This is a genomic window from Mechercharimyces sp. CAU 1602, assembly GCF_024753565.1.
In the GTDB taxonomy this organism is placed as follows: Bacteria; Bacillota; Bacilli; order Thermoactinomycetales; family JANTPT01; genus Mechercharimyces.
In genome coordinates this window covers 1,266,945-1,293,331 of record NZ_JANTPT010000001.1, presented here as the reverse complement: position 1 = coordinate 1,293,331, position 26,387 = coordinate 1,266,945, and the positions used below count along the sequence as shown (strand labels likewise).

Genomic DNA, 26,387 nt, shown 5'->3' with positions numbered 1-26,387 from the left:
ATCCTTTATTCACCACCGTGGGGGAGGTGAACGAGGTATGAAGAAACAGAAAAAAACACCCTTGCGCAAGTGCGTCGCTTGTCAAGAGTTAAAAGATAAGAATGCATTGATTCGAGTCGTTCGTACACCAGAACAGGAGATCCTGATTGATTCGACTGGGAAAAAATCAGGTCGAGGTGCCTATGTGTGCGGAGATGAAAAATGTATTACGCTCGCACAAAAAAAAGGTTCTTTGGAACGCGCACTTAAGAGTAAAGTGAGCGAAGAGATCTTTACAGCGTTAAAGCAATCGTGATGGGGAGCGAAAGACATGGATAAGAAGAAGCAATTATTGGGCCTTGCAATGCGAGCTGGAAAAGTAGTAAGTGGTGAAGAGAATGTGATTCGAGCCATTCGCGCTGGAAGAGCGCATCTCGTCTGCTTGTCGGCTGATGCGTCAGCTAATACGGGGAAGAAGTTACAAGATAAATCTTCTTACTATGAAATTCCACTTATTACTTTTCCTTCGCGTGATGAATTGGGAGAGGCGATCGGTAAACCATCACGAGTCGTTGTTGCTATTACTGACCCAGGTTTCGCTCGTGCACTGTTAAAGCACACGTAACGTTCGATGGGGGTGAAGCAGATGGCAAAATTACGCGTCTATGAGTATGCAAAGAAAGTAGATATGAATAGTAAGGAAATCCTCGCGATCTTACATCGTTTGGATATTCCTGTTCGCAACCATATGAGTACGATGGACGATGATACGATTAACAAAGTAGAAAACTTCTTTAAAGATGTAAAAAAAGGGGCGGCAAAATCAACAGTGGAGAAACGAACTGAGATGAAAGATAAAAAAACAGGACAGTCGACGGACAAAAGGAAAACCCAGGCAGCATCATCTCCTACCAAAAAGAAAACGACGAATACCAGCAGTAATAAACCTGCAGGAAAGTCAACTGCGAGCAAAGGAAAAAGCAGTGCGGGTGGACAACAGCAAAATCGGGGCGGCCAAAAGGGTGGACGACCTGCGGGCGGTAATCAACGAGGACGTGGGAACTTCCGCAATAACAAGCGTAAAGGCAAAGGTCCAGCAGTACCAAAGCAAGCACCTGTATTGCCCAGTGTGATTGAAGTATCTGGACCTATGACCGTAGGCGATGTAGCTAAGTTGCTACGTAGAGAAGCATCCGCTGTAATTCGCAAATTAATACCGTTAGGTGTTATGGCTACGATCAATCAAGAAATTGATGTGGATACGATCACCTTAGTCGCACAAGAGTTTAACGTAAAAGTGGACTTTAAAGAAGAAGTGGATGAATCTGCAATCGAAGAGATTGAAGAAGAAGATCGCTCTGAAGATCTAGCTATTCGTCCCCCAGTAGTTACAATCATGGGTCACGTTGATCACGGGAAAACAACATTGCTGGATACGATCCGTAAGAGTAAAGTGACTGCTGGTGAGGCAGGTGGGATCACACAGCATATTGGAGCATATCAAGTAGAGGCCAATGGGAAGAAAATTACGTTTTTGGACACCCCAGGTCATGCTGCTTTTACCACTATGCGTGCTCGTGGAGCTAGTATTACAGACGTGACGATCCTCGTTGTAGCTGCTGATGATGGCGTAATGCCACAAACAGTAGAAGCGATCAACCATGCTAAAGCAGCTGGAGTACCTATTATCGTAGCACTCAATAAGATGGATAAAGAGGGTGCTAATCCGGAAAAAGTAAAACAACAGATGACCGAACATGGCTTGGTACCTGAAGACTGGGGTGGAGATACGATTTACGTTCCGGTATCCGCACTAACCGGTGAAGGTATCGACGATATTTTAGAAATGGTCTTGTTGGTATCTGAAGTTCAAGAGTTGAAAGCCAACCCTAACAAACGGGCACGTGGGATTGTGATTGAAGCTGAGTTGGACAAGGGACGTGGAGCAGTTGCTACCGTTCTTGTACAAAACGGTACTTTAAAAGTAGGCGATGGTGTTGTAGCCGGTAACTATTTCGGTAAAGTACGCGCCATGTTAGATGATCGTGCGCAACGTGTGGAAGCAGCGGGCCCATCTACTCCAGTAGAGATTTTGGGACTACCTGATGTACCGAGCGCTGGGGATCCCTTTATGGTATTTGAAGATGAGAAAAAAGGGCGTGTTGTTGCGGAAAAACGGAATTTAAAACAACGCCAAAAGGATCTGGGTGCCAGCAGTCGCGTTACGTTGGATGATTTATACCAACAAATCCGTGAGGGTGAAGTGAAAGAGCTTAATATTATTATTAAAGCTGATGTTCATGGTTCAGCCGAAGCAATGCGTGGTTCATTGGAGAAGATTGATATTGACGGTGTTCGTGTAAATATCATTCATACCGGTGTAGGAGCAATTACAGAATCAGATATTATTTTGGCATCCGCTTCTAATGCGATTATTGTTGGCTTTAATGTACGACCAGAACCAAATGCACGTTCTATGGCGGAACAAGAGAGTGTGGATGTTCGTCTTCATAACGTCATCTACAACGTGATTGAAGAGATTGAGGCGGCGATGAAAGGATTATTAGATCCTATTCATCAAGAGCGCGTGGTAGGGACAGCCGAAGTCCGTCAAATCTTTAAAGTTTCCCGCTTAGGTACGATTGCTGGTTCATATGTAACAGAGGGCAAGGTTGTACGTAATGGGAAAGCTCGTCTCATCCGTGATGGCGTTGTTCTCCTACAGGAAGTAGAGATTGAAGGTTTGAAACGCTTCAAAGATGATGCTAAAGAAGTACAACAAGGTTATGAGTGTGGGATTACCTTGAAAGACTTTAATGATGTGAAAGAAGGCGACCTTATTGAAGTCTTCGTCATCGAAGAGGTGGAAAGAGATTGATTGTTGGCACGGCAGAAGTTACCTGTCGGGTTCCTAGCTCCACTTCACTAAAAGAGAAGCGTAGTGTGATTAAAAGTGGATTACAGCGTATTCAACATCGCTTTAACTTATCGGTGGCCGAAGTGGGGCATCAGGACCACCGCCAGCTCGCCTTGTTGGCACTGGCTGGGGTGGCGAGCAATAAAAAAATTGTGGAACATCAGATACAGCAAGCGCTTCGATTACTCGAAGAAAAAGAAGGTTTAGAAATACTGGATACGGTCGTTACACTTTTGTAACAGTCGCAAAAGGGAGGTGTCGCCGATGGCGCGCATCCGTGTGAGTCGAGTTGGCGAACAGGTAAAGAAAGAGTTGAGTCAGTTACTACAGCAGGAATTAAAAGATCCACGTATTGGGTTTGTTACCGTAACAGCAGTGGAGATGAGTGGTGATCTCCAACAGGCGAAAGTGTTTATTAGTGTGCTCGGTTCCGATGAACAAAAAGAAGCGACTTTAGCTGGTTTGTCCCGAGCTAAAGGGTTTTTGCGCAGTGAGATCGGAAGACGCATTCATATGAAGCATACACCAGAGCTACTTTTCAAGTTTGATGAATCGGTTGAGTATGGTCAGCATATTGAGAAACTATTGGGAGAAATGAATGGTGGATCCCACAAAGAAGAGTAGAGCGGTGGAACCCTTGTCAGCGGCTACTCGTTTTCTCAACGAAGCAAATCGCTTCCTGGTTATTTCTCATGTGGATCCTGACGGTGATGCAATTGGCTCCACCTTAGCTGTGGGAGAAGTGTTACAGCAGTTGGGTAAAGAGGTGCAGATGGTAAACGAATCTGTCCTCCCCCGTAAATTTCGCTTTCTCGCTGGTAGTGAACGGATTGGAAGCCCTGAAGAGGTTGACATCGAGCGATTTTCACATGTAATTACGGTAGATGCAGCAGATATACGTCGCATCGGATCGTTGCATACAGCTTTAGCACCCGATACGGCCATTTTGAATATTGATCATCATGGGACAAACGATCACTTTGGTACAATGAATTGGGTGGTCGCTGATGCTGCGGCTACAACCCAAGTGTTATATGAATGGATTGAGAACTTGCCCGTATCATGGACCCCTTCACTGGCAACGTCCGTATATACGGGCTTGTTCACAGATACAGGTGGGTTTCGTTATTCCAACACATCCGAAGATGTGATGCAAATCGCAGCCAAATTGTTAGCGCACGGGGCTCCTGCGCATCAAGTTGCAGAAGAAGTTATGGAAACTGTTTCTCGTTCTCATCTTCATTTGTTACAGCAAGCACTTTCTTCGCTTTCGTTTGCTCATAACGATCAGATCGCCTGGATGGTTCTTTCTGGTGAGTGGGTACATGAGCAAAAAGATGAAGTGGAAGGAATTGTTAATTATGCTCGCAATGTAGAAGGTGTAGAGGTGGGGATTCTGTTTCGAGAAGTGAAGAGCCAGGTATGGAAAGTAAGTTTACGTTCACGAGAGCATGTAGACGTTAGTCGTGTTGCTACTTCTTTTGATGGGGGTGGGCACGCCCGTGCGGCAGGATGTACGGTGATAGGCAGCGAAAAAGAAGTTACTATGCGTGTGGTTTCGCTCGTGAAAGAGTTATTGGCGGGTGAGGAGATAGTATGAAACATGGCGTAATTCCAGTGATTAAACCTAGTGGGATGACCTCGCACGATGTGGTGGCTGTGGTAAGAAGATTGGCTGGACAGAAGCGAGTCGGTCACACGGGTACACTTGATCCTGATGTGGTAGGGATCTTACCAATTTGTCTAGGACAAGCTACACGTATTGTGGAGTACATTCAGGATTTGCCGAAACGATATCGCGGAACGTTGGTGATTGGAAAGGCGACTGATACGCAAGACGCTTCCGGTGAAGTGATTGCAGAGCAAAAGGTGCCTCCACTGGCAGCTGCTCAAATCGAAGAGCTGTTTCATCATTTTACAGGGGAGATTGAACAGATTCCCCCGATGTATTCTGCGGTGAAAGTAAATGGTAAACGATTATATGAATTGGCTCGTGCGGGTGAGGAAGTGGAACGCAAACCACGTAAAGCTACTATATACGAATTAACCATGCATGGATTAGAGCAAGGATCGGAGCAATGCATCATTCACTTTGATGTACTGTGCTCACGGGGAACCTATGTACGTACGCTCTGCGTAGATATGGGTGCACATTTAGGCTATCCAGCTCATATGTCCCACTTAGAGAGAGTGGAAAGTGGACCGTTACGGATCGAAGATGGGATTACATTAGCCCAGCTGGAAGAAGTGGCAGTCGCTGGTGAGTGGGCGGATGTATTGCTCTCACCCGATCAATTGCTAGGCCACTTTCCTAGCTTGATCGTAGCGGAAGCCGATCAGATGGATGTGCTAAACGGCCTCTCTTTGTTCTCAGATGATCCAATGGACACATACCATCCATTGTATCGCGTTTATAGTGAGAATGGCAACTTTTGTGGGATCTATCGCTGGATAGATGAACATATGGCGAAGCCAGAAAAAGTTTTTCGGGATGGGTAAGGTGAAAGCGATGGAAACGATTCGACTCTCATATCCACTCACATTGGTTGAGACGATCCCTCCCGTCGCGCTAGCGATTGGTTTTTTTGACGGGGTTCACAAAGGGCATCAAGCCGTGGTAAGGGAGGGTCAACGATTGGCAGCTGAGCTTGGAGTGCAGTCTGCTGTTATGACGTTTGACCCACATCCACGTGAAGTGCTGGGGAGAGAAAAGCATCAAGGGCGATTAACACCGCTTGACGAGAAGTTGAAACAACTTGAACAGTTGGGTGTAGATCGCGTCTATGTCATGACATTTGATCTATCTTTGGCCAACTTGTCACGTGAAGGTTTTGTAAAAGAGATACTGATCCCCCTTCAAGTGCGGGGAGTATCCGTTGGTTTTAATTTTACATTTGGTCGTCATGCGGCAGGTAAGGCAGCTGATCTCATTCACCTAGGAGAACATCATTTCGTCACACGTGTGCAACAGCCGATTCAATCGGGGGGCATTACTCTTAGTAGTACGCGTTTGCGTCAAGCATTGGCAGAAGGAGATATGGCAGTTGCTGAAGCGATCTTAGGTCGTTCTTATTCATTTACTGGCACAGTTGTGTCAGGAGATCAACGGGGACGCACGATCGGTTTTCCGACCGCCAATCTTTCACTGACAGACACATATTGGGTGCCACGCTTAGGTGTATACGTTGTGGAAGTGATGCATAAAGGGGAAAAAGTCCAGGGAATGATGAATATTGGCATGCGTCCTACCTTTAAAGATGTTATCCCAAAGCAAACCCTCGAAGTTCACTTATTTGATTTTGAAGGTGATTTATACGGTGAAACATTAGAAGTTCATGTTCTTCACTTTCTGCGGGAGGAGAAACGATTTCCGTCTGTTGATCATTTGGTTTCACAACTGCAAACAGATGAACGACAGGCACGGGCGTGGCTCCGTGAAAAATAAAACATCCGTCATCGTTTCTTTGTGTGGGAAGAACGATGGCGGATGTTTTATTTTTTACTCTTCTCTTTTATTCTCACCATCGGTTTACGGTCGTCCAGCTCTCGTTCATTGCCCACCTAAGTGCAGTATCGACATGAATACGTGTTGAGTCAATGGTAGGTAGCCCCATCACTTTACTTTGGGACAATAATAACCCGATCTCAGTACAACCTAAGATGATGCTCTCCACCTGATCTTTGTAATTACGAATAACCTCATGATATTTCTGACGAGAGCTAGAACGGATATTACCAACACATAACTCGTCATAGATGATGCGATGAATCAGCTCTTGTTCCACTGCGGTGGGCGTAAGGAGACTGATTCCGTAACGTTGTTGTAGCCTTTCTCGATAAAAAGGATGCCTCATGCTAAAACGAGTAGCGAGCAGAAGAGCTTTTTGTATTCCTTGTTGCTGCAAGTGTTCTCCAATAGCATCAACGATATGGAGAAAGGGAATATGTACATTGGATTGGATGGTGTCCGCCACTAGGTGCATGGTATTTGTCGCAAGAAGAATGAAGTCCGCCCCAGCTCGTTCTAACGTTTTAGCCGTAGATGCAAGCGCAGTTCCTGCTTCTTCCCATGAGCCAGCCCGTTGCCACGCTTCTATTTCAGCGAAGTCACATGAATGTAGAAGGATTTTGGCAGAATGAAGACCGCCCAGTCGTTTACGTACCCCTTCATTGAGAAGACGATAGTAGGTAGCGGTGGATTCCCAACTCATTCCGCCGATAATTCCGATTGTTCGCATGGTTAGAGCCGCTCCTTTGTGTGTTGTGATATCTAATATGCTATATGAGTAGGATGGAGAATTCAATTTATTTCTGAAGTGCGCTTGCTAAATGTGAGGGAAGTACATATAATATTGATAATTAGATATTTATTTAATTAACGAAATGAGGTGATTTAAAAGCAATGAATAACGTGTTTAAAGCGCTGGCTGACCCGACACGGCGTAAGATTTTGGATTTGTTAGAGGAGAAAAACCTTACGGCAGGAGAGATCGCCAGTCACTTCTCAATGTCAAAGCCCTCGATTAGCAATCACCTCAATATTTTGAAGCAAGCTGATCTTGTTTTGGCACATAAGAGAGGACAGTACGTTCTTTATTCGCTAAATACATCTGTATTAGAGGATGTGATTAAGTGGCTACTGGCTAAGAAGGGATAAAGTGCTTCATGAATAAGATTGCTGTCCGTGCTTCATTCGCTGTTAGTTAAAAAGGGGGAGATCTAGCGTGAATAAGACTGCTTTCCGTATTTCATTGATGATGAGTATGGCGACACTGATAACGTTAATCCTTTCTATACCATTTCTTCCCGACCAGGTACCCATGCACTACGGCATAGATGGAGAAGTGGATGATATGGGGTCGAAGTATGAATTGTTTATTTTAGGGGTGCTGCCGTTCGTATTGCTCCTGCTGTTACAGTGGATTCCACGGTTGGATCCGCGTAAAACATCGTATCAGCAACACACAGGTCCATACTCGATTTTTTCTGTAGTAATCATCGGATTTATTTCTTTCATCGCATTGATTCCCGCTTTGTCCGCCTGGGGCTTTGAGATTAAGGTGCCCTTGTTGGTACAGATGGCCACAGCTGTCATACTCTTTGTGAGTGGGAATTATATGGGGAAAATCCAACCCAATTATACGTTTGGCATTCGCACTCCCTGGACATTGGAATCAGAAGAGACATGGCGTAGGACTCATCGCCTGGGTGGATATCTCTTTGTGGCGATTTCCTTTGTCTTTGTAATCACTGCTTTTTTACCTACTACCTATGATTTGCTGATCTCAATAGGCGTATTGTTATGTGGCACTCTGTATCTTGTCATCTACTCGTATATTGACTACCGAAGTAGAGAGAATGGCGTAGCGGAAGAGAAAGAATGATAGTAGATTCCCCACCTCCTAAGCATGACGAAGGTGGGGAGGGTTGTGTAGAGAAGCATGATCTATAGCAAAGATGAACGATATTTTTGGAAGATTACTTGAAAAACTTGCCTCTATGATATATAATACATATAATAGGAATAATAAACGAAAAAGGATTCGCTTGATTGGAGAATAACGTGTGTTAAAAAACACGCGCAGGGAGACTTGTGCGTGTTTTTTGTATGGTATGGGAGAGGGGGAGTAGCGATGAGATTACGGGACTGGGATCGGAATTTGAAAGTACGTCTTTATGGAGAGGCATTACTTAATCTATTATTCTGGATGTTTTTTCCGTTTATTGCTATTTATTTCGCAGAGGAATTTGGTAAAGCTGTTGCAGGTATCTTGTTAGTATTGGCACAGGTGCTTGGGGTATTTGCCAATCTTATAGGGGGATATTGTGCCGATCGTTTCGGTCGCAAACGGATGATGGTGATCGCTGCGGTGACTGAAGTAGTTGGCTTTTCTCTTTTTGCTTTCGCTAGTTCACCGTGGTTACACTCACCGCTGCTATCCTTTGTCAGCTTTACGCTCTTAGGTGTCGCCCACTCTTTTTATTGGCCTGCTAGCCATGCGATGGTGGCAGATGTCGTGGCGGAAAAGGATCGTAGTAGTGTATTTGCTGTTTTTTATACAGCCTTAAATCTGTCCGTGGTTATCGGACCTCTGTTGGGCAGTGTTTTGTTCTTTCAATATCGATTTGAGCTTCTTTTGGGATCGATAGGAGCAAGTGTGCTACTTGCGTTGCTTGTTATTTTCTTGATCAAGGAAACGGTACCGCGACGTGTACAGTCAAATGAGGAAGAGCCGATAAAAGCTTTGCGTTGGTATGAAGCGATAGGGGCACAATTAAAAGACTATCGCATTATCTTTCACGATCGCGTATTCTTGTTGTTCATTTTGGCAGGGGTATTGATCGCGCAAATTTTCATCCAGCTGGATCTATTGATTGCGATTGCAGTAACAGATAATGCAGGCACACAGACTCTTTTGGCTATCGGATCGTGGACACTCTCACTCGGTTCAGAACAGATATTTAGTTTGATTTTGGCGGAAAATGGATTATTGATTGCGTTGTTTACTGTTACCGTGACGAAACGAGTGACGGGACTGCGAGAGCGGAATGTATTTATGTCGTCTGCCTTTGCTTATGGGGTGTCCATGTTATTGTTTGCTCTTTCTATGAATATATGGGTATTGATTGTGGCGATTATGGTTTTTACTATAGGAGAAATTATTATAGCAGGCTTACAAGAAAGTTTTATATCCAAGTTGGCACCTGAGCATATGCGAGGACAATACTTTGCTGCTGCTAGTTTGCGCTTTACTTTGGGTCGTACCATCGCTCCCTTCATTATTCCATTATCGGCATGGATCGGCGATCGGGAAAGCTTTGTGGTTTTAGCATTGATTTCGTTAGGAGGAATGATGTTGTATGCAGTCATGTTTCAAGCATGGGAAAAGCGTGGTGATACTGTCGTAACAGCGATATCCAAGGGGAAGAAGCAGGTGAGCTAAACTTGAAAAAGTGATTTCCCTTTAAAAAAATACGTTCCATCCTTGCAATGGAGAATACGAACAAGATATACTGTATATTAGTGCGATGATATTGCATTCGCACACGAAGGAAACAACCCTGGCGCGGAGGATCGATATGCCTCGGCGATCGACTGGGCTATGGGGGGTTTTTCGAATTATTGGGAGGTGGAAGGGATGACATTGTCCCTCGAGAAGAAAAAGGAAATTATGGAAGAATACAAAACTCATGAGAATGATACAGGTTCGCCTGAAGTGCAAATTGCGATTTTAACTCATCGCATTACAGAATTAAACGAGCACTTGCGTGAGCATAAGAAAGATCATCACTCTCGTCGTGGATTGCTCAAAATGGTTGGGCAACGCCGTAACCTTTTGAATTACCTGAAAAAGAAAGATATTACACGTTATCGTACGTTGATCTCGAAGCTGGGCTTACGTCGATAGTGGAAAGCGGGGTGAATCCCCGCTTTTTTCAATCTTCCTCTAAAATGGAGCGGAGAAGGAAATAATGATGATATGAAGAAGTGTGAAATTGGACAAGTTTGAGAGGAGGACATGAATACTCTATGGAAGCTATGGTTTATGAAATGATGCTTGCCGGACGAAAATTGAAACTAGAAGTAGGAAAATACGCAAATCAAGCCAGTGGTGCGGTCATGGTTCACTATGGTGATTCGGTCGTGCTAGCGACGGTTACAGGTTCGAAGGAACCAAAGGATCTCCCGTTTTTTCCTTTGACGGTCAACTATGAGGAACGTCTTTATGCTGTTGGGAAAATACCGGGGGGATTCATAAAACGGGAAGGTAAGCCAAGTGATAAAGCGGTATTAGCCAGCCGGCTGATCGACCGTCCTATCCGCCCGCTCTTTCCGGAAGGGTACCGGAATGAAGTACAAGTGATGACCACAGTCATGTCAGTAGATCAAGATTGTTCTACGGAAATGGCGGCGATGATTGGTGCGTCAGTTGCATTATCTATTTCCAACATTCCATTTGATGGACCGATCGCAGGGGCGATTGTAGGGCGCGTGAATGGGGAGTGGATTGTGAATCCCACTGTGGAGCAGCAGGAACAATCAGACGTTCACCTGGTGGTGGCAGGAACCAAAGATGCCATCAATATGGTGGAAGCGGGAGCCACTGGTGCCTCAGAAGCAGATATGTTAGAAGCGATCATGGTGGGACATGATGCGATTAAAGATGTTATTTCCTTGATTGAGCGGGTCGCAGCTGAAATCGGTGAGGAGAAGATGGAGCCAAAGCTGTACGAATTCGATCAAAAGTTAGAAGACGAAATTCGTTCCATGGCGACAGAACGTTTGGCGACTGCTACGCAGACAGTAGATAAACAAGAGCGTCAATTAGCAATTGATACTATTAGTGAAGAAGTGATTGCTTCACTAGTGGAAACATATCCCGCAGATGAGTATGAGTCCGAGATGAAGGGCGTATTGGATCAAATCGTAAAAGAAGAGGTACGTCGTCTCATTCTTGATGAAGGAAAGCGTCCAGATGGTCGTAGTCCGGAAGAAATTCGGCCCTTGTCGAGCCAAGTTAACATTTTGCCGCGTACACATGGGTCAGGCTTGTTTAAGCGGGGACAAACTCAAGTACTTAGTGTCTGTACTCTAGGTGCTTTAGGCGATGTGCAGATTTTAGATGGTCTCGATTTAGAGGAATCGAAGCGCTTTATGCATCACTATAACTTTCCGCCGTATAGTGTAGGGGAGGCACGTCCAGTACGTGGTCCTGGGCGTCGCGAAGTAGGGCATGGAGCGTTGGGTGAACGTGCGCTCGACCCGGTGATACCCTCAGAAGAAGTGTTTCCCTATACGATGCGCCTGGTATCAGAGGTGCTAGAATCAAATGGTTCCTCATCACAAGCTAGTATTTGTGCTTCCACCCTCGCTTTGATGGATGCAGGTGTGCCAATTAAGGCTCCCGTAGCTGGAATTGCCATGGGTCTGATCAAAGAAGGAGATAAAGTCCAGGTACTGACGGATATTCAAGGAATGGAAGATCACTTGGGCGATATGGACTTTAAAGTGGCAGGAACAGCAGAGGGCATTACGGCTTTACAGATGGATATCAAGATCAAAGGAATTGACCGTCAGATTTTAACAGAAGCATTGGAACAGGCGCGTAAAGCACGTCTTGAAGTGCTAGACAACATGGCACAAGCGCTACAATTACCACGACAACAATTATCCGAGTATGCACCTAAGATCTTAACTTTGCGTATAGATCCGGATAAGATTCGCGATGTAATCGGACCAAGTGGTCGCGTCATCAATAAGATTATTGATGAGACAGGTGTAAAGATTGATATCGAGCAAGATGGTCGTATCTTTATTGCTTCTAGCGATCCAGAGAAAAACGATGAGGCCAAATCGATTATCGAAGGATTAGTGCGTGAGGTTGTTGTCGGTGATATCTATCTGGGTACGGTAAAGCGAGTGGAGAAGTACGGGGCATTCGTAGAAGTGATCCCAGGTAAAGAAGGCTTGGTTCATGTTTCACAACTTGCTCTGGAGCGGGTGAACAAAGTGGAAGATGTGGTTTCTGTCGGAGATAAGATCACTGTAAAAGTGACGGAGATCGATGGGCAAGGTCGGATCAATCTTTCGCGTAAGGAAGTATTAAAAGCTGAATCAGCTGCAAAATAAAAGTAGTAGGAAACAAAAAGAGTCAGAGCGATCTGTCTCTTTTTTCGTGTGCATAGAGGCTTGTTTCTTTGCATATGGTAGTAGCATCTTTAGTAGAGGAGCTGGAAGTAGGTGGAGCCACGGATTCGAAAAGTATGGGTTGTTATATTCGTAGCCATGATCACGGGTGCGCTCCTTCAATCTACACCGATGACGGAATATGCTTTTTCTCTACAAGAATCGCAAGCTACACTAGCACCTCTATTAGATCCATTGAAGAAACGGATCGAGGAGGAAAAAGAGAAGAGGCGAGAGGAACCTATCGAGGCACGTGTGGATAGAGTATGGGGGTTGATCCCCGGTTATAATGGGATCGAGGTGGATGTAGAACGAACGGTAGAGGAAACAAAGAAATTGTCGGATACCGAAAAGATCGCATGGCAATATCGGGAAATTAAAACGAAAAAATCCTTAGATGAATGGGGTGCTCATCCCATTTATCGGGGCAATGAAGCAAAGCCATTAGCGGCATTAATGATTAATGTTGCTTGGGGAACTGAGCATCTACCCGAGATGTTATCTATTCTGCGTCAGCATGAGGTGAAGGCAACCTTTTTTCTGGATGGATCCTGGCTAGCCAAAAACCCCAACGAAGCGAAGAAATTGATAGCAGAGGGACATGAGGTGGGCAATCATGGTTATTCTCATCCGCTGATGAGTCGAATAAGCGCTGGACAGGTGAGGCAAGAGATTGCCAAGACGGAGGAATTAATCTCTCAACATCTCGGGCTTTCATCTAAGTGGTTTGCCCCACCTGCGGGAGATTACAATCAACGTGTAGTGGATGTTGCCCATCAGTTAGAATTGGCTACAGTGTTATGGACGGTGGATACCATCGATTGGAGAAAAAATACAACCCCAGCGCAGGTTGTTGCTCGCATGGGCAAAGCAGAAAACGGATCACTTGTTTTGATGCACCCGACCAGGCCGACCGTGGAGGCATTAGCTGAAGGTATTACAGCCATTGAAGATAAAGGCATTGGGCTGGATACGGTCAGCGATGTTCTTTCAGCAGAACGAGTAAAATAGCTTGTACCTCTTCCCTCATTTTGATATAGTGAGATTAACTTCCTTCGGGGGGATTTTTGTTTTTCTGGGTGAATGAGGAGGTTTGTTGTGATCGAAAAACATCATTTGGCGAATGGTGTTCGTGTAATTGCGGAACATCTTCCCCATGTGCGATCCGTATCGCTCGGATTGTGGGTTGGGGCCGGTTCGCGCCATGAAACAAAAGATAAAAACGGGATTTCGCACTTTATCGAGCATATGATGTTCAAGGGTACCGAGGAGCGAACCGCTCGTCAAATAGCTGAAGCTTTCGATGAAATTGGTGGGATGTTTAATGCCTTCACCTCCAAAGAGATGACTTGCTATTATGCTAAGGTATTAGATCAACATTTTGGAAAAGCGGCTTCTATTCTGTCGGACATGTATTTGCATTCTGTTTTTTCAGAAGAAGAAATAGAAAAAGAGAAGAAGGTAGTGCTAGAAGAGATCTACATGGTAGAAGATACTCCTGATGATCTCGTGCATGATCTTCTCTCGACAGCTGTGATGGGTTCTCACCCTTTGGGAATGCCGATCTTAGGCACGGAAGAGACTGTACGTTCTTTTACGCGTTCCGAATTGATGACTTATCGTAGCGAGAGATACGACGGAGAAAATTTGGTGATTGCAGTGGCAGGACACCTGCCAACTGATTATCTACAGATTATAGAAAAGTTTTTTGCCGTTGAGTATCCTAGCGTTGATCATGGGCCAGATGTGACTGTTACGTACGAAGCGGGGGTACAGGTGCGTAAAAAAGAGACGGAACAAGCTCACATGGCATTTGGCTTACCTGGGGTGTCTATCCGTGACTCCCGCATTTACGCATCTATTCTGTTTAGTAATTTGTTAGGTGGGAATATGAGCTCTCGTCTTTTTCAAGAAATTCGTGAGGAGCGAGGCCTGGCTTACTCCGTCTTTTCGCATCATTCTGCTTATCTAGATGGTGGATTGTTTACGATTTATGCAGGTACTCGCCCTGGGCAAGAAGATGAAGTATTGGATGTGGTGTGGCACATATTAGAAGATATTCGTCGCCGTGGTGTGAACCAATCAGAACTGGATAAGACGAGGGAGCAATTGAAAGGGAGCATGATACTTGGTCTGGAGAGCTCGGGCAATCGCATGCAACGCCTAGGTAAAAATGAACTCTTATTAGGAAGTCATCTATCTATAGATGAGATCATTGAAAAGGTAGATGCTGTGACTGAACAAGATATCCATTCTCTTGCAAAAAGCCTCCTTTCTCAACCGATGGCAATGGCGATCGTCTCACCAAATGGCAAAGTGCCATCATCTTATAGGAGGGATCTGTTTGTTTGATGTTCAAATTCAGCAGTTACCAGGAAATAAGGATTTACCTCTTCCAGACAAAATGTCTGCAGGGGCAAGCGGTTTTGACTTGCAAGCGGCGGTTACTGAGTCCTGTTGGGTAGAACCAGGAGCATGGGAACTTATCCCTACTGGAATTGCGTTGGCCATGCCTGTAGGATTAGAGGCACAAATTCGACCACGAAGCGGATTGGCGCTTAAACATGGAATATCGCTTACAAATTCTCCAGGAACCATCGATGCTGATTATCGTGGAGAGATTAAAGTGATTCTACTTAATCTAGGACAGGAGCCTTTTCGTATTGAGCGAGGGGACCGCATTGCTCAACTTGTTTTTCAACAAATACCCAATGTAAGCTTGACCTCTGTCCAACAATTGGATGATACAACACGTGGGTCAGGTGGATTTGGACATACAGGAAAATAAGAGGAGTTGGGAGCGAAGTGAATACTGCCCGGCTACGGATGTTGGAAGAGGAGATGGAGAAAGTACGTACTCGGCTGTATCAAGCGGTTGCGGGACATCCTGCGCGTTTAGATCAGGCGGGAGTACTTCCTATTAGTAGACGCTTAGATCGATTGATCGTGGAGTATCAAAAAGAGAGAAATAAAAAGCAGTGAAGAAACCTCCCCTATGGTGAGCTGAGGCACAATAGGGGAGGTTTTTTGGTCATGTCTGTCCTGTCTATCTGCATCATATAGTGATGATGAGGGGGGATGAATGATGCGTTGGAGTGAATTGGCAGAAAAAGAAGTGATCGATCTATCTGGAGGCGAACGATTAGGTGTAATTGGGAAATCAGATATGGTGATTAATCGTGAAAGCGGCACGATTCAATCGTTCATTATGCCTATTGGAAGTTCTTGGTTAGGGAAGAGGCAGGGGGAGTATGAGATTGCCTGGAATATGGTGAAAAAGGTGGGTCCAGAGATGCTGATTATTGAGTCTCCACGTCATTTTCACAGATAAAGGGTGTATCGTCACCGATTGTGGGTGATCTTCATAAGATAGAGTACATAAGCAAGGCGATTTCCTGTACCCTGAAAACGCACGAGGAAAGGGGTCTTGAGCGGATGTTAACAGGAAAGCATGTCGCCTTTCTTGGCGGAGATGCCCGACAACTTGAAGTGGTGAAACGATGCATTGAATTAGATGCCACCGTAAGCTTAATCGGCTTTGATAATTTAGAAAGACCGTTAAGTGGTGCCAGTTTACGTGAATTAACGGCTGAACTTCTACGTACTGTGGATTTATTGGTGTTGCCTATTGTAGGCCCTGATGAAGAAGGGCGTGTACAAAGCGTGTTTACTAATAAAGAGTTGGTTTTGAGCGAGGAGTTGTTGCTCGCCCTTCCCAATCACTGTATCGTTTATGCGGGTATGGCGAAATCGTATCTGCAAACGTTAGCGGAGAAACATGGAATTCGCTTAATGCAGTTGTTGAGTCGCGATGATGTTGCTATCTATAACTCCATCCCTACAGTGGAGGGAGCTTTGATGATGGCCATCCAAAACACTGACATCACGATTCACGATTCACAGTGTGTGGTGTTAGGTTTTGGGCGTGTGGGTATGACGATGTGCCGCACTCTTCGCCAAATAGGAGCCCATGTTGCTGTGGGATTGCGTCAGTCGGCACAGATGGCACGTGCGTATGAGATGGGTATCGCTTCTTTTAACATGGAAGCGATCACTGAACGAGTGGCAGAGACCGACTTACTCTTTAATACCATTCCGGCACAGGTGGTAACAGCAGAAGTGATTCGGAAGTTACCGCATCATGCTGTTATCATTGACTTGGCTTCTAAGCCAGGTGGTGTTGATTTCTCTTATGCGAAAAAGAGGGGTGTAAAAGCCATTCTCGCTCCAAGCTTACCCGGAATTGTGGCTCCAAAAACAGCAGGGCGCATGATCGCGCGTACGATGACGGAGCATATGCTAAAAGAGAGTGGGCAAGGAGGTGGTCAACGTTGAACATAGCAGGAAAGACCATCGGCTTTGCTCTAACGGGGTCGCATTGCACTCACGATGAAGTATTGCCACAAATGCAGCGCTTAGTGGATGAGGGAGCGCGCATTATTCCGATTGTCTCGTATACGGTTGCCAATGTGGATAGTAAATTTGGTGCGGCTGAGAAATGGTTGGCTAAAATCAGAGAGATCACAGGAGAGAAAATAATCGCCACGATTCCAGAAGCAGAACCGATCGGTCCTAAAAAATGGTTAGATTGTTTGGTGATTGCTCCTTGTACCGGTGGTACATTGGCGAGACTGGCAAATGCGGTTACAGATAGCCCGGTTTTGATGGCAGCGAAAGCACAGATGCGTACCTATCGACCTGTAGTAGTAGGAATTTCTACAAATGATGCTCTTGGATTAAATGCAGCCAATATTGCGAAACTGTTGCCTATAGGAGAACTTTTTTTTGTCCCCTTTGGTCAAGATAACCCGGAAGCGAAACCTAAATCAATGGTGGCACGGATGGAACAAATCCCAGAAACGGTAGAAGCGGCGTTGGAAATGAGACAAATTCAGCCGATGATAGTTGAAAAATACCGTGATTTGACTTCATAATAGAAAGGAGAGCTATTTCCTCCTTTCTTTTTTATGGGCTTTTTCTGTAGAATAGAAGAGATATCGAAGGTCTCCAAGTGTGTAAGTAACAGGGGGTAACCAACTTATAGAAGTAAATGCATCGATAGGCTGTTAAAGTTGTGATAGATTATGATCTGTAATTAGTGAAAGTGAACAGGGAGGTGAATCGTTACGATCATACGCGTATGGCTCGTAGTAACAAGAGCTTTACCGGTAGAGAGCACCTTAAGCTTAGATTATATATTTAACACCATATCGAGGGATTAGGTTGTTATAGGATGAAGACATGGTGCTCTTTTTTTCTAAGTCATGATTGTAGCGAGGCATGATGGAGATAAAACAATGTAGAGTGGCGATTGTAGGTGCCACAGGTGCTGTGGGACAAGAAATGCTAAAGGATTTAGAGAAGCGGGACTTCCCGCTGACGGAACTGCGCCTTTTGGCTTCCAAGCGATCAGCTGGGAAAAAAATTCTCTTTCGGGGTGCTGAGATTGAAGTTGAGGAAGCTACTCCTGATGCTTTTAGCAACGTAGATATTGCCCTGTTTAGTGCAGGTGGAGAGACGAGTAAAAGATTGGCTCCGGAAGCAGTAAAGCGCGGGGCGGTTGTTATTGATAATTCCAGTGCTTATCGGATGGATCCAGACGTTCCCTTAGTTGTACCAGAGGTGAATCCAGAAGCGGTGAAGCAACATAAAGGGATTATTGCCAACCCTAACTGTTCTACCATCCAAATGACCGTTGCTTTAAAGCCTTTGGTGGATCGATATGGTGTGGAACGAGTTATTGTGTCGACATATCAAGCGGTATCAGGCTCAGGGTGGAAGGCAGTGGAAGAGCTGCGTAGCCAATCGCAATCGGTGCTTCAGGGGGAAGAGCCGACACTGGAAGTGATGCCTGTGGGGAAATTGGATCAGCATTACCAAATTGCATTTAACGTGATTCCTCAGTGTGACGTACTTGCAGAAGATGAATATACTTTTGAAGAGATCAAAATGGTACGCGAAACGAAGAAAATCTTTGCTGATGACTCGATTGGAGTTACTGCAACGTGTGTGCGAGTCCCAGTGGAGCGGGGGCATAGCGAGTCTATTTATGTAGAGCTAAAAGATGATTATGAACTAGATGAAGTTCGCCGGCTATTGAAAGATGGTGCTGGGGTGATCCTAGATGATGAGTTAGGTGCTCAAAGGTACCCGATGCCACTTGCTACTACGGGACGTCCTGAAGTATTTGTCGGTCGACTGCGCAAAGATTTACATCATCCTCGTGCTCTAAATATGTGGGTTGTTTCAGATAATTTACTTAAGGGAGCCGCCACTAATACAGTGCAAATCGCTGAATTACTGCTTAGATAGGTCACGATGGAAGAAGGAGAAAGATGGGATTATGAATAATATCATAGTGCAAAAATTTGGTGGAACTTCACTGGCAACAGAAGAGGCGCGTAGTCGCGTGATTCATCATATCCGTCGGGAAATGGACGAGGGGAACCGAGTGGTCGTTGTTGTTTCTGCAATGGGGCGCAGAGGAGAGCCGTTTGCTACTGATACATTATTAGAATGGGCAAAGGCACATGGGCAATTGCAGGCGCGGGAACGAGATCTGTTACTCAGCTGTGGAGAGATGATCTCAGCGACAACTTTATCAGGTTTATTACATGAAGAAGGGATCTCCAATTGCGTCCTGACTGGCGGTCAAGCTGGGATTATGACTACAAATGAACATACTAATGCTCAAATTACCTCCATCCATCCACATCGAATCTTAAAAGAATTGGAAAGCCAAGCACTTGTGATAGTGACAGGCTTCCAAGGATGTACACCCGAGGGAGATATTACAACTTTAGGGCGTGGAGGAAGTGATACGACTGCTACCGCATTAGGGGTGGCGCTAAAAGCGAATCGAGTAGATATATTTACAGACGTGGTTGGCATTATGACGGCTGATCCACGTATCGTGGAAGACGCGACCCCCTTAGCGACTGTTACTTATAACGAAATATGTAACTTAGCCTTTCAAGGAGCAAAAGTGATCCATCCACGTGCGGTGGAAATTGCGATGCAGACACACGTTCCCATTCGTGTGCGCTCTACTTTAAGCGATCATCCAGGTACGCTGGTGACACAGGTTACAGAGAATCACCCATTAGCAGGGGAGATGCATGAACGCCCCATAACAGGGATTGCGCAAGTCCCTCATGTGACTCAGATAGAGATAAAAGCAAAAGAAGGGCAATACGATTTACAGTTGCAAGTATTTAAAGCGATGGCGGAGAATGGCATCAGTGTGGACTTTATTAATGTAAATCCGAGTGGGGTTGCCTATACGGTTAATGATGGGGTGGCAGATCGCGCGGAAGAGATCTTAGCAGCAATGGGAATGGAACCCACATTACAGCGTGACTGTGCGAAAGTGTCAGCGGTGGGCGCTGGCATGAAAGGATCTCCTGGAGTAATGTCTCAGATTGTAGAAGCATTGACGGAAGAAGATATCCAAATTTTGCAGTCTGCTGATTCACATACGACGATCTGGGTGTTAGTGCAGGGGGAAGATATGGTGCGTGCCGTACGTGCTTTACACCGTGCTTTTCAATTGCACGACCGTAAAGAATAAACAGGAGGGGTTTAATCGATGAAGTTTGGGCGCTTAATGACAGCGATGGTGACACCGATGAACGCGGATGGAGCAATCGACTGGAACAGTGTTGGCAGTATGATGGATCATTTGATTGCGACGGGTACAGAGACTATTGTGCTGGCGGGAACGACTGGAGAATCGTCCACCTTGACAGAAGCAGAAAAGTTGGAGCTTTTTCGCTTCGCAGTGAAGCATACTCAGAATCGCGTTCAACTGATTGCTGGTACAGGGAGTAACAATACGGCAGCTTCTGTGCGCTTTACACAAGTAGCAGCGGACACGGGAGTCGATGGCATTATGGCTGTTACCCCCTATTACAACAAACCTTCGCAGGAAGGCTTGTACCAACATTTTCGCGCCATAGCGGAGATAACGGCACTGCCACTGATGATCTATAATGTACCACCTCGGACAGGAGTTAATATGAGTGCGGTGACGATGGCCCGAATTGCAGCACTGGAGCAGGTGGTGGCAGTAAAAGAGGCGAGTGGGGATTTGGTGCAGACGACTGAACTGGCGAGCATGTTACCAGAAGAGGTGGCCCTTTACTCTGGTGTGGATGAGTTGCTATTACCCTACTTAGCAGTGGGTGCTGATGGGGTTGTTAGTGTGGTGAGTCACTTGGTTGGTAAAGAGATGAAGGAAATGATGGATACTTATTTTGCAGGTGACGTAAAACGGGCAAGGCAACTGCATCAAGAACTTCTTCCACTAGTGCAAGCTACATTTATGACATCTAGCCCGGCTCCGTTGAAATACGCACTTTCACTAAAAGGAGTTTGTGCACCTCATTTGCGTCTACCTATCGTGGAACTTACGGAGGATGAAGCATTTGAAATGAAAAGGGCAATGAAATCACTTCAGTTGTTGTAAGCGTCAATGGGAAGGCCTGGAGTGGGTCTTTCCATTTTTTTTATTCCTGCTTGCAACTTTATTTTCTCATCGTGTATAATACATGTAAGTGACTTGTGCGGTTTCGGGTAAAATAAAAGAATGAAACGTTGAAAGGGGATACACTTTTGAGTAGAAACAACTCGCGAGGCAAATGTACGATCTTTGCACTCGGTGGGTTGGATGAAATCGGGAAAAATATGTACGTCATCCAGTACGATAACGATATTGTTGTAGTGGATTCAGGTCTGATGTTTCCGGAAGATGAGATGCTTGGTATTGATGTTGTTATTCCGGATGTATCCTACCTGGTAGAAAACAAAGATAAAGTACGTGGGATTATCATTACTCATGGGCATGAGGATCATATTGGTGGTTTACCATACATCTTACGTCAACTTAATGTACCTATTTATGCAACAAAGTTGACAATGGGATTGATTGAGCACAAATTACGGGAAGCGCATCTACTGAACGAAACGAAGAGAATTTTAGTCTCTTCTAAGTCAGAGATCCGTCTGGGCTCAATGACAGCCACATTTTTCAAAACGAACCATAGTATTCCTGACTCCGTTGGAGTTTGTATTGATACACCGGATGGTGCAGTTGTTCACACAGGAGACTTTAAATTTGATATGAATCCTGTGAACGGGCAAGAAGCAGAGCTTCATAAAATGGCAGCAATAGGGAAAAAGGGAGTTCTTTGTCTCTTGTCAGATAGTACAAATGCAGAGAAGCCTGGATTCACTGGATCTGAAAGCTCTGTCGGTGAAGCGTTACACGATGTGTTCCGTAAATCGAAACAACGAATTATCGTAGCAACCTTTGCTTCTAATGTTCATCGTATCCAACAAGTTGTGGAGGCTACCATCGCTACTGGACGTAAACTAGCAGTTATGGGGCGCAGTATGGTGAATGTAGTTAATATTAGCACGGAGCTTGGGTATTTAAATGTCCCAGACGGGTTGATTATCGACCCGGATGAAATCGGACGTCTACCTGCTCATAAGGTGACGGTGATTTCGACGGGAAGCCAGGGGGAGCCGATGTCTGCATTGACACGGATGGCCCATGGCACGCACCGTAAGATTGATATTGTCCCTGGTGATACAGTGGTTCTCGCTTCTCATCCCATTCCAGGGAATGAGAAGTATGTTGCTAAAGTAGTTGATCAACTGTTCCGCGCGGGAGCAGAAGTGATCTATAATACAGCAGCCCAGCAAAACGTTCACGTTTCTGGGCATGGTTCGCAAGAAGATCTTAAGCTCATGCTCAATTTGATAAAACCGAAGTACTTTATCCCGATTCATGGTGAGTACCGCATGTTGCGGGCTCACGGCCAACTTGCTGAGTCTGTTGGAATACGTCCTGAAAATGTCTTTATTTGTGACAATGGTGATACGGTAGAATTTGTTAACGGACGAGCGCGTTACGGTGCCAAAGTAGCGACAGGGAATATCCTGATCGATGGTTTGGGTGTCGGCGATGTAGGTAATATCGTCCTCCGTGACCGGAAACTGTTATCACAAGATGGGATATTAGTTGTTGTGGTAACGTTAAGTAAGCAGAATGGAACAGTTTTATCAGGTCCGGACATCATTTCCCGTGGTTTCGTCTATGTACGGGAGTCAGAAAAGCTCTTAGATGAAGCCAACCGCATTGTCACCCAAACGATGGAACGATGTGTCCGTGATCAAGTTAGTGAATGGTCGTCTTTAAAGACGAGTATCCGCGATTCCTTAAGTCGCTTCTTATACGATCGCACGCGTCGTCGCCCGATGATTTTACCCATCATCATGGAAGTATAATAAGAAACCTAACCGTCTTTCCGAATGGAGAGGCGGTTTTTCAGTATATAAAAGCCCAGTACCAATACTGAAGCAATGTTTGATATGCGTTTAATATAGGTTTATCCCGTTTATACTGGAGATAAGTATAAGAGGAGATACGTATGCTAGAATGAAAGGATAAGCAATAAAGATGGGATTTAAGGATAAAGGGGAAATGAGTCATGTCAGGGATTGTTAGTCTAGATGAGGTATTGCGGCGCAGCGCCAACCACACTACCTTTGATAAGGGGGTGCGGTATTACGAAGCGGGTAAAGTAAGTGAATTTCAATCTGCTTCGTCGGGTAGTGGTTATGAAGCATGGGTAGACGGACATGACGCTTATAGTTATCGCGTGCAGATATTTTGCGATCATGCTGGTAAGATGTCGGATGCGGATTGCTCATGTCCTGCTAATTCAGCTTATTACGGATTTTGTAAGCACATAGTAGCTGTGCTGATATACATAATACGGAATACAGTGTCAGGTAAGAATGAACCCATTGACTCGAATGATCTTCCTCCATGGGTAAAAGAAGGGCATCGAAATCGAGTGCGCTCAGTTATGGAAAAGTTCCAGACGCCGATGACTATATCGGAAAGGAGATCGCCTGAATCTTTTGGTAATGAGCATTTATTTGTACAGTATGAAGTTGAGTTAGTTCCTTCATATGAAGAAAAAGTGGACCGCTGGGTGACGGTCCAATTACGGGTAGGTCCAAAACGGGTATATGTAGTTAAAGATATTGCTGCTTTTCTAGAAGCAGTCATGGAGGCAAAGGAGCTATATTTTACAAAAACATTTATCTACGACCCCGACATATATAGGCTCTCTGACGTGGATATGGAGATGTTACAATTCCTGAGTGAGTTGGCACGTGACGAAGAAAGATATCGACAATTGGTAGGCTCGCAAACACAGTATATTGTCGAAAATGGTGCGCGTACACTTTATATTCCTTCCCATCGGGTGGAAGAGTTTCTAAAGATGCTCCCTCCGGGCCAATTTGTGTTTGCCAATGGGGACGAATCTACACCCTATCAATCATTACTATGGAAGGAAGGGAAAACACCTTTCTCCTTCTTTCTAACGAAAGAGAATAGTTATTTTACAATTGAAAATAAAGAGCAACGACAACTTTATTTAATTACAGAGGAAGGGCTATGTATTGAAGGGAGCACTCTATATACGTTGTCAAATACAGAAATAGCGTTTATCCTTCCGTTTCATCAGCAACTGGAACGATTACCTGAAGAGAAGCTATATATATTGCCAGAACAGATGGAAGAGTTCGCCTCTACAGTGCTGCCCCTGATTCAGAAAGAGGGCTGTTTACAGGTGGATGAACCGATATCTGAAAAAATTATTCACTATCCTCTTCACGTAGAGGTGCATCTTGAACAAGAAGAGGAGGATGGCAATGAACGTCTGATTGCTACTATTTCCTACCATTACGGTGAAAACCTATTGGATCCATTGAGAAATCAACAGGATCGATCCGATGAACATATTCTCATTCGCGATACGGAGAAAGAACAACGCGTAATGGGCCTGTTTGAAACGAGTGGCTTTCATTTTAATGGTGATCAGCTTTATTTAGAGGGTGAAGAAGAATTGTTCACCTTTTTATATGAGTATTTGTCAGACTTAGAAAAAGAGGCCGATGTTTATTCTTCAAAAGAGGTTGATCAAATGTGGTACAGGGAACGAGAAGAACAGATATTGCCGGCTCTTGAGTTAGATCGAAGTATGAACTGGTTAGAGATTGAGTTTGATTTACCCGAGGTAGAAGAAAAAGAGCTACAATCTCTCTTACGTGCATTAAAAGAGAAGAAGAAGTACTACCGTTTGCCAAGTGGTACTTTTATGTCATTACAAGATCAGGGAATGAAAATGATTCAAACACTGGTGCAAGAGGAAGGAGGGAAACCACAATTTGAAGGGAACAAAATCAAATTGCCTGCACTACGAGCCTTACAGGTAGATGCTTGGGGCAGAGAACAGGGAGTGAGCTTGAAGAGAGGGGGGCGCTTTCGTCGCCTTGTGCGCGATATTCAAGAGCCAGAAACATTAGAGTTTGCGATTCCGTCTAGCTTAACCGCTACTCTGCGGGACTATCAACGTTATGGTTTTCAATGGATGAAAACCTTAGCTCACTACCGCTTAGGTGGCATTTTGGCAGATGATATGGGATTAGGTAAAACTCTACAAGCACTTGCTTTTATTCTTTCTGAACGAGAAGAGCAGGAACGGTTAGGAAACGGTCCACTGCCTCCTTCAGTGGTAGTCGCTCCGTCTTCCCTAATTTATAACTGGGAAAGTGAATGTGAGCGATTTGCCCCCCACTTACGCACCGTAGTGATGGCCGGGACGGTTGCGGAACGAGAAGAGTTGATGCGCTCTGAAACGGATGTAGACTTATTGATCACATCTTATCCACTTTTACGACGTGATATCGCCTGGTACGAGCAACAGCAGATTCAAACGCTGATTCTAGATGAAGCACAATCCTTTAAGAATAGGCAATCTCAGACAGCCCAAGCGGTGAAACGCTTGCATGCGGGAACGCGCTTTGCTTTGAGTGGCACCCCGATTGAAAATAGGATTGAAGAATTAAACTCGATCTTAGATGTGATCTTACCAGGGCTTTTCCCCAGTCAACGTCGTTTTCGTGAGTTATCGACGAGCGACATCTCCAAGCGTGTACGTCCTTTTATCCTGCGCCGGATGAAGCAAGAGGTGCTTACCGAACTACCAGATAAAATTGAAACGAATCAACTTTCCGAGCTAACTATGGAACAGAAGGCGATCTACTTAGCCACACTGGGGCAAATTCAAACGGATGCTGCCGAGGCTCTGCGCACAAAGGGATTCCAGAAGAGCCGCATGAAGATATTGGCTGCATTGACCCGCTTGCGCCAAATTTGTTGCCACCCCTCTTTGTATTTAGAAAATTACAGCGGGGATGCAGGAAAATTTGCACAGCTGCGTGAGCTTGTGGAGGAGCTAATATTAAATAAACGCAGGGTGCTCATTTTTTCTCAATTTACTAGCATGTTAGCCCTTATTCAACAAATGTTAAAGGAGAAAGGGTATGCCTATTATTATCTTGACGGTCAAACGCCTAGTAAAGAACGTGTAGAGATGGTGAGTCAATTTAATCAAGGAGAGAAAGATTTGTTTTTGATTTCGTTAAAAGCAGGAGGAACCGGATTAAATTTGACGGGAGCGGACACGGTTATTTTATATGATTTGTGGTGGAACCCTGCAGTAGAACAGCAAGCTGCAGATCGTGCCCACCGGTTTGGACAGAAAAAAACAGTACAAGTGATTAAACTGATCGCGCGAGGAACGATTGAAGAGAAGATTAATCAGTTGCAGCAGAAGAAACGAGAGCTGTTTGATCAAGTGATTCAGCCGGGAGAGCAGATGATTACCTCTTTAGGTGAAGATGAGATTCGTGAGTTGTTAAGTTTATAGGACTTAGTAT

26 protein-coding genes are annotated in these 26,387 nt (G+C 44.9%); 25 read left to right on the top strand and 1 reads right to left on the bottom strand.

Annotated features, from left to right (window positions below; translation table 11 throughout):
- Positions 1 to 37: 37 nt before the first annotated feature.
- Genes rnpM through NXZ84_RS06740 form a run of 8 tightly spaced genes read left to right on the top strand, consistent with a single transcriptional unit; the run spans position 38 to position 6,341 of the window.
- The gene (gene rnpM / locus NXZ84_RS06775) at positions 38 to 295 is read left to right on the top strand and encodes an RNase P modulator RnpM (RefSeq protein ID WP_258839510.1); all 258 of its coding nucleotides are present in this window, start codon (positions 38 to 40) and stop codon (positions 293 to 295) included.
- Positions 296 to 310: 15 nt separating this feature from the next.
- Entirely contained in the window at positions 311 to 604 is a 294-nt protein-coding gene (locus NXZ84_RS06770) for a YlxQ family RNA-binding protein (RefSeq protein WP_258839509.1), read from the top strand.
- Between the two features lie 21 nt (positions 605 to 625).
- Positions 626 to 2,857, top strand: coding sequence for a translation initiation factor IF-2 (gene infB / locus NXZ84_RS06765; RefSeq protein ID WP_258839508.1), 2,232 nt, complete (start codon positions 626 to 628; stop codon positions 2,855 to 2,857).
- Positions 2,854 to 3,135, top strand: a complete 282-nt coding sequence (locus NXZ84_RS06760; RefSeq protein WP_258839507.1) for a DUF503 domain-containing protein — start codon at positions 2,854 to 2,856, stop codon at positions 3,133 to 3,135. Before infB ends, NXZ84_RS06760 begins: the two co-directional genes overlap by 4 nt.
- Positions 3,136 to 3,160: 25 nt before the next feature.
- Entirely contained in the window at positions 3,161 to 3,520 is a 360-nt protein-coding gene (gene rbfA / locus NXZ84_RS06755; protein WP_258839506.1) for a 30S ribosome-binding factor RbfA, read from the top strand.
- Positions 3,521 to 3,524: 4 nt separating this feature from the next.
- Positions 3,525 to 4,496, top strand: coding sequence for a DHH family phosphoesterase (locus NXZ84_RS06750; protein WP_258839505.1), 972 nt, complete (start codon positions 3,525 to 3,527; stop codon positions 4,494 to 4,496).
- Positions 4,493 to 5,395 (top strand): tRNA pseudouridine(55) synthase TruB, encoded by a 903-nt coding sequence (gene truB / locus NXZ84_RS06745; protein WP_258839504.1) that lies wholly within the window; start codon positions 4,493 to 4,495, stop codon positions 5,393 to 5,395. The genes NXZ84_RS06750 and truB overlap by 4 nt, the downstream gene beginning before the upstream one ends.
- Positions 5,352 to 6,341, top strand: a complete 990-nt coding sequence (locus NXZ84_RS06740; RefSeq protein ID WP_258839503.1) for a bifunctional riboflavin kinase/FAD synthetase — start codon at positions 5,352 to 5,354, stop codon at positions 6,339 to 6,341. Before truB ends, NXZ84_RS06740 begins: the two co-directional genes overlap by 44 nt.
- Positions 6,342 to 6,414: 73 nt before the next feature.
- Here the strand turns inward: NXZ84_RS06740 and NXZ84_RS06735 are convergent, their stop codons facing one another.
- Complete coding sequence (locus tag NXZ84_RS06735) at positions 6,415 to 7,134, bottom strand: aspartate/glutamate racemase family protein (RefSeq protein ID WP_258839502.1); 720 nt, start codon at positions 7,132 to 7,134, stop codon at positions 6,415 to 6,417.
- 164 nt (positions 7,135 to 7,298) lie between these two features.
- Between NXZ84_RS06735 and NXZ84_RS06730 the strand changes: the two genes are divergently transcribed.
- The 17 genes from NXZ84_RS06730 to NXZ84_RS06650 all read left to right on the top strand — a co-directional run bounded on the left by NXZ84_RS06730 (position 7,299) and on the right by NXZ84_RS06650 (position 26,377).
- Positions 7,299 to 7,553 carry an autorepressor SdpR family transcription factor gene (locus NXZ84_RS06730; RefSeq protein WP_258839501.1) on the top strand — a complete coding sequence of 85 codons (255 nt, stop codon included), beginning with the start codon at positions 7,299 to 7,301 and terminating at the stop codon, positions 7,551 to 7,553.
- A gap of 67 nt (positions 7,554 to 7,620) precedes the next feature.
- A complete protein-coding gene (locus tag NXZ84_RS06725; RefSeq protein WP_258839500.1) occupies positions 7,621 to 8,280 on the top strand; it encodes an SdpI family protein in 660 nt (219 codons plus the stop codon).
- Between the two features lie 249 nt (positions 8,281 to 8,529).
- A complete protein-coding gene (locus NXZ84_RS06720) occupies positions 8,530 to 9,840 on the top strand; it encodes an MDR family MFS transporter (RefSeq protein ID WP_258839499.1) in 1,311 nt (436 codons plus the stop codon).
- A gap of 195 nt (positions 9,841 to 10,035) precedes the next feature.
- Positions 10,036 to 10,305, top strand: coding sequence for a 30S ribosomal protein S15 (rpsO, locus tag NXZ84_RS06715; protein WP_258839498.1), 270 nt, complete (start codon positions 10,036 to 10,038; stop codon positions 10,303 to 10,305).
- Between the two features lie 122 nt (positions 10,306 to 10,427).
- Complete coding sequence (locus NXZ84_RS06710) at positions 10,428 to 12,527, top strand: polyribonucleotide nucleotidyltransferase (protein ID WP_258839497.1); 2,100 nt, start codon at positions 10,428 to 10,430, stop codon at positions 12,525 to 12,527.
- 111 nt (positions 12,528 to 12,638) lie between these two features.
- The gene (locus NXZ84_RS06705) at positions 12,639 to 13,595 is read left to right on the top strand and encodes a polysaccharide deacetylase family protein (protein WP_258839496.1); all 957 of its coding nucleotides are present in this window, start codon (positions 12,639 to 12,641) and stop codon (positions 13,593 to 13,595) included.
- Between the two features lie 87 nt (positions 13,596 to 13,682).
- The gene (locus NXZ84_RS06700; RefSeq protein WP_258839495.1) at positions 13,683 to 14,936 is read left to right on the top strand and encodes a M16 family metallopeptidase; all 1,254 of its coding nucleotides are present in this window, start codon (positions 13,683 to 13,685) and stop codon (positions 14,934 to 14,936) included.
- On the top strand, positions 14,929 to 15,372 hold the full coding sequence (gene dut / locus NXZ84_RS06695; RefSeq protein ID WP_258839494.1) for a dUTP diphosphatase: 444 nt from the start codon (positions 14,929 to 14,931) through the stop codon (positions 15,370 to 15,372). The genes NXZ84_RS06700 and dut overlap by 8 nt, the downstream gene beginning before the upstream one ends.
- Positions 15,373 to 15,389: 17 nt before the next feature.
- Positions 15,390 to 15,566: an aspartyl-phosphate phosphatase Spo0E family protein gene (locus NXZ84_RS06690; RefSeq protein ID WP_258839493.1), complete on the top strand. Its 177-nt coding sequence runs from the start codon at positions 15,390 to 15,392 to the stop codon at positions 15,564 to 15,566.
- A 103-nt stretch (positions 15,567 to 15,669) separates the two neighbouring features.
- Positions 15,670 to 15,915: a YlmC/YmxH family sporulation protein gene (locus tag NXZ84_RS06685; protein ID WP_258839492.1), complete on the top strand. Its 246-nt coding sequence runs from the start codon at positions 15,670 to 15,672 to the stop codon at positions 15,913 to 15,915.
- 104 nt (positions 15,916 to 16,019) lie between these two features.
- Positions 16,020 to 16,919 (top strand): dipicolinate synthase subunit DpsA, encoded by a 900-nt coding sequence (gene dpsA / locus NXZ84_RS06680; RefSeq protein ID WP_258839491.1) that lies wholly within the window; start codon positions 16,020 to 16,022, stop codon positions 16,917 to 16,919.
- A complete protein-coding gene (locus NXZ84_RS06675; RefSeq protein WP_258839490.1) occupies positions 16,916 to 17,518 on the top strand; it encodes a dipicolinate synthase subunit B in 603 nt (200 codons plus the stop codon). The genes dpsA and NXZ84_RS06675 overlap by 4 nt, the downstream gene beginning before the upstream one ends.
- A gap of 346 nt (positions 17,519 to 17,864) precedes the next feature.
- Positions 17,865 to 18,896 (top strand): aspartate-semialdehyde dehydrogenase, encoded by a 1,032-nt coding sequence (locus NXZ84_RS06670; protein ID WP_258839489.1) that lies wholly within the window; start codon positions 17,865 to 17,867, stop codon positions 18,894 to 18,896.
- Between the two features lie 31 nt (positions 18,897 to 18,927).
- Positions 18,928 to 20,154, top strand: coding sequence for an aspartate kinase (gene dapG / locus NXZ84_RS06665; RefSeq protein WP_258839488.1), 1,227 nt, complete (start codon positions 18,928 to 18,930; stop codon positions 20,152 to 20,154).
- 18 nt (positions 20,155 to 20,172) lie between these two features.
- Positions 20,173 to 21,051 (top strand): 4-hydroxy-tetrahydrodipicolinate synthase, encoded by an 879-nt coding sequence (gene dapA, locus NXZ84_RS06660; RefSeq protein WP_258839487.1) that lies wholly within the window; start codon positions 20,173 to 20,175, stop codon positions 21,049 to 21,051.
- Between the two features lie 146 nt (positions 21,052 to 21,197).
- Positions 21,198 to 22,877: a ribonuclease J1 gene (rnjA, locus tag NXZ84_RS06655; RefSeq protein WP_258839486.1), complete on the top strand. Its 1,680-nt coding sequence runs from the start codon at positions 21,198 to 21,200 to the stop codon at positions 22,875 to 22,877.
- A 203-nt stretch (positions 22,878 to 23,080) separates the two neighbouring features.
- A complete protein-coding gene (locus NXZ84_RS06650) occupies positions 23,081 to 26,377 on the top strand; it encodes a DEAD/DEAH box helicase (protein WP_258839485.1) in 3,297 nt (1,098 codons plus the stop codon).
- The last annotated feature ends 10 nt before the right edge of the window (positions 26,378 to 26,387 follow it).

Coding starts and splice junctions, on each gene's coding strand:
- rnpM (WP_258839510.1), top strand. CDS start 38: ATGAAGAAACAGAAAAAAACACCCTTGCGCAAGTGCGTCGCTTGTCAA.
- NXZ84_RS06770 (WP_258839509.1), top strand. CDS start 311: ATGGATAAGAAGAAGCAATTATTGGGCCTTGCAATGCGAGCTGGAAAA.
- infB (WP_258839508.1), top strand. CDS start 626: ATGGCAAAATTACGCGTCTATGAGTATGCAAAGAAAGTAGATATGAAT.
- rbfA (WP_258839506.1), top strand. CDS start 3,161: ATGGCGCGCATCCGTGTGAGTCGAGTTGGCGAACAGGTAAAGAAAGAG.
- truB (WP_258839504.1), top strand. CDS start 4,493: ATGAAACATGGCGTAATTCCAGTGATTAAACCTAGTGGGATGACCTCG.
- NXZ84_RS06740 (WP_258839503.1), top strand. CDS start 5,352: ATGAACATATGGCGAAGCCAGAAAAAGTTTTTCGGGATGGGTAAGGTG.
- NXZ84_RS06735 (WP_258839502.1), bottom strand. CDS start 7,134: ATGCGAACAATCGGAATTATCGGCGGAATGAGTTGGGAATCCACCGCT.
- NXZ84_RS06730 (WP_258839501.1), top strand. CDS start 7,299: ATGAATAACGTGTTTAAAGCGCTGGCTGACCCGACACGGCGTAAGATT.
- NXZ84_RS06720 (WP_258839499.1), top strand. CDS start 8,530: ATGAGATTACGGGACTGGGATCGGAATTTGAAAGTACGTCTTTATGGA.
- rpsO (WP_258839498.1), top strand. CDS start 10,036: ATGACATTGTCCCTCGAGAAGAAAAAGGAAATTATGGAAGAATACAAA.
- NXZ84_RS06710 (WP_258839497.1), top strand. CDS start 10,428: ATGGAAGCTATGGTTTATGAAATGATGCTTGCCGGACGAAAATTGAAA.
- NXZ84_RS06685 (WP_258839492.1), top strand. CDS start 15,670: ATGCGTTGGAGTGAATTGGCAGAAAAAGAAGTGATCGATCTATCTGGA.
- dpsA (WP_258839491.1), top strand. CDS start 16,020: ATGTTAACAGGAAAGCATGTCGCCTTTCTTGGCGGAGATGCCCGACAA.
- NXZ84_RS06670 (WP_258839489.1), top strand. CDS start 17,865: ATGATGGAGATAAAACAATGTAGAGTGGCGATTGTAGGTGCCACAGGT.
- dapG (WP_258839488.1), top strand. CDS start 18,928: ATGAATAATATCATAGTGCAAAAATTTGGTGGAACTTCACTGGCAACA.
- dapA (WP_258839487.1), top strand. CDS start 20,173: ATGAAGTTTGGGCGCTTAATGACAGCGATGGTGACACCGATGAACGCG.
- NXZ84_RS06650 (WP_258839485.1), top strand. CDS start 23,081: ATGTCAGGGATTGTTAGTCTAGATGAGGTATTGCGGCGCAGCGCCAAC.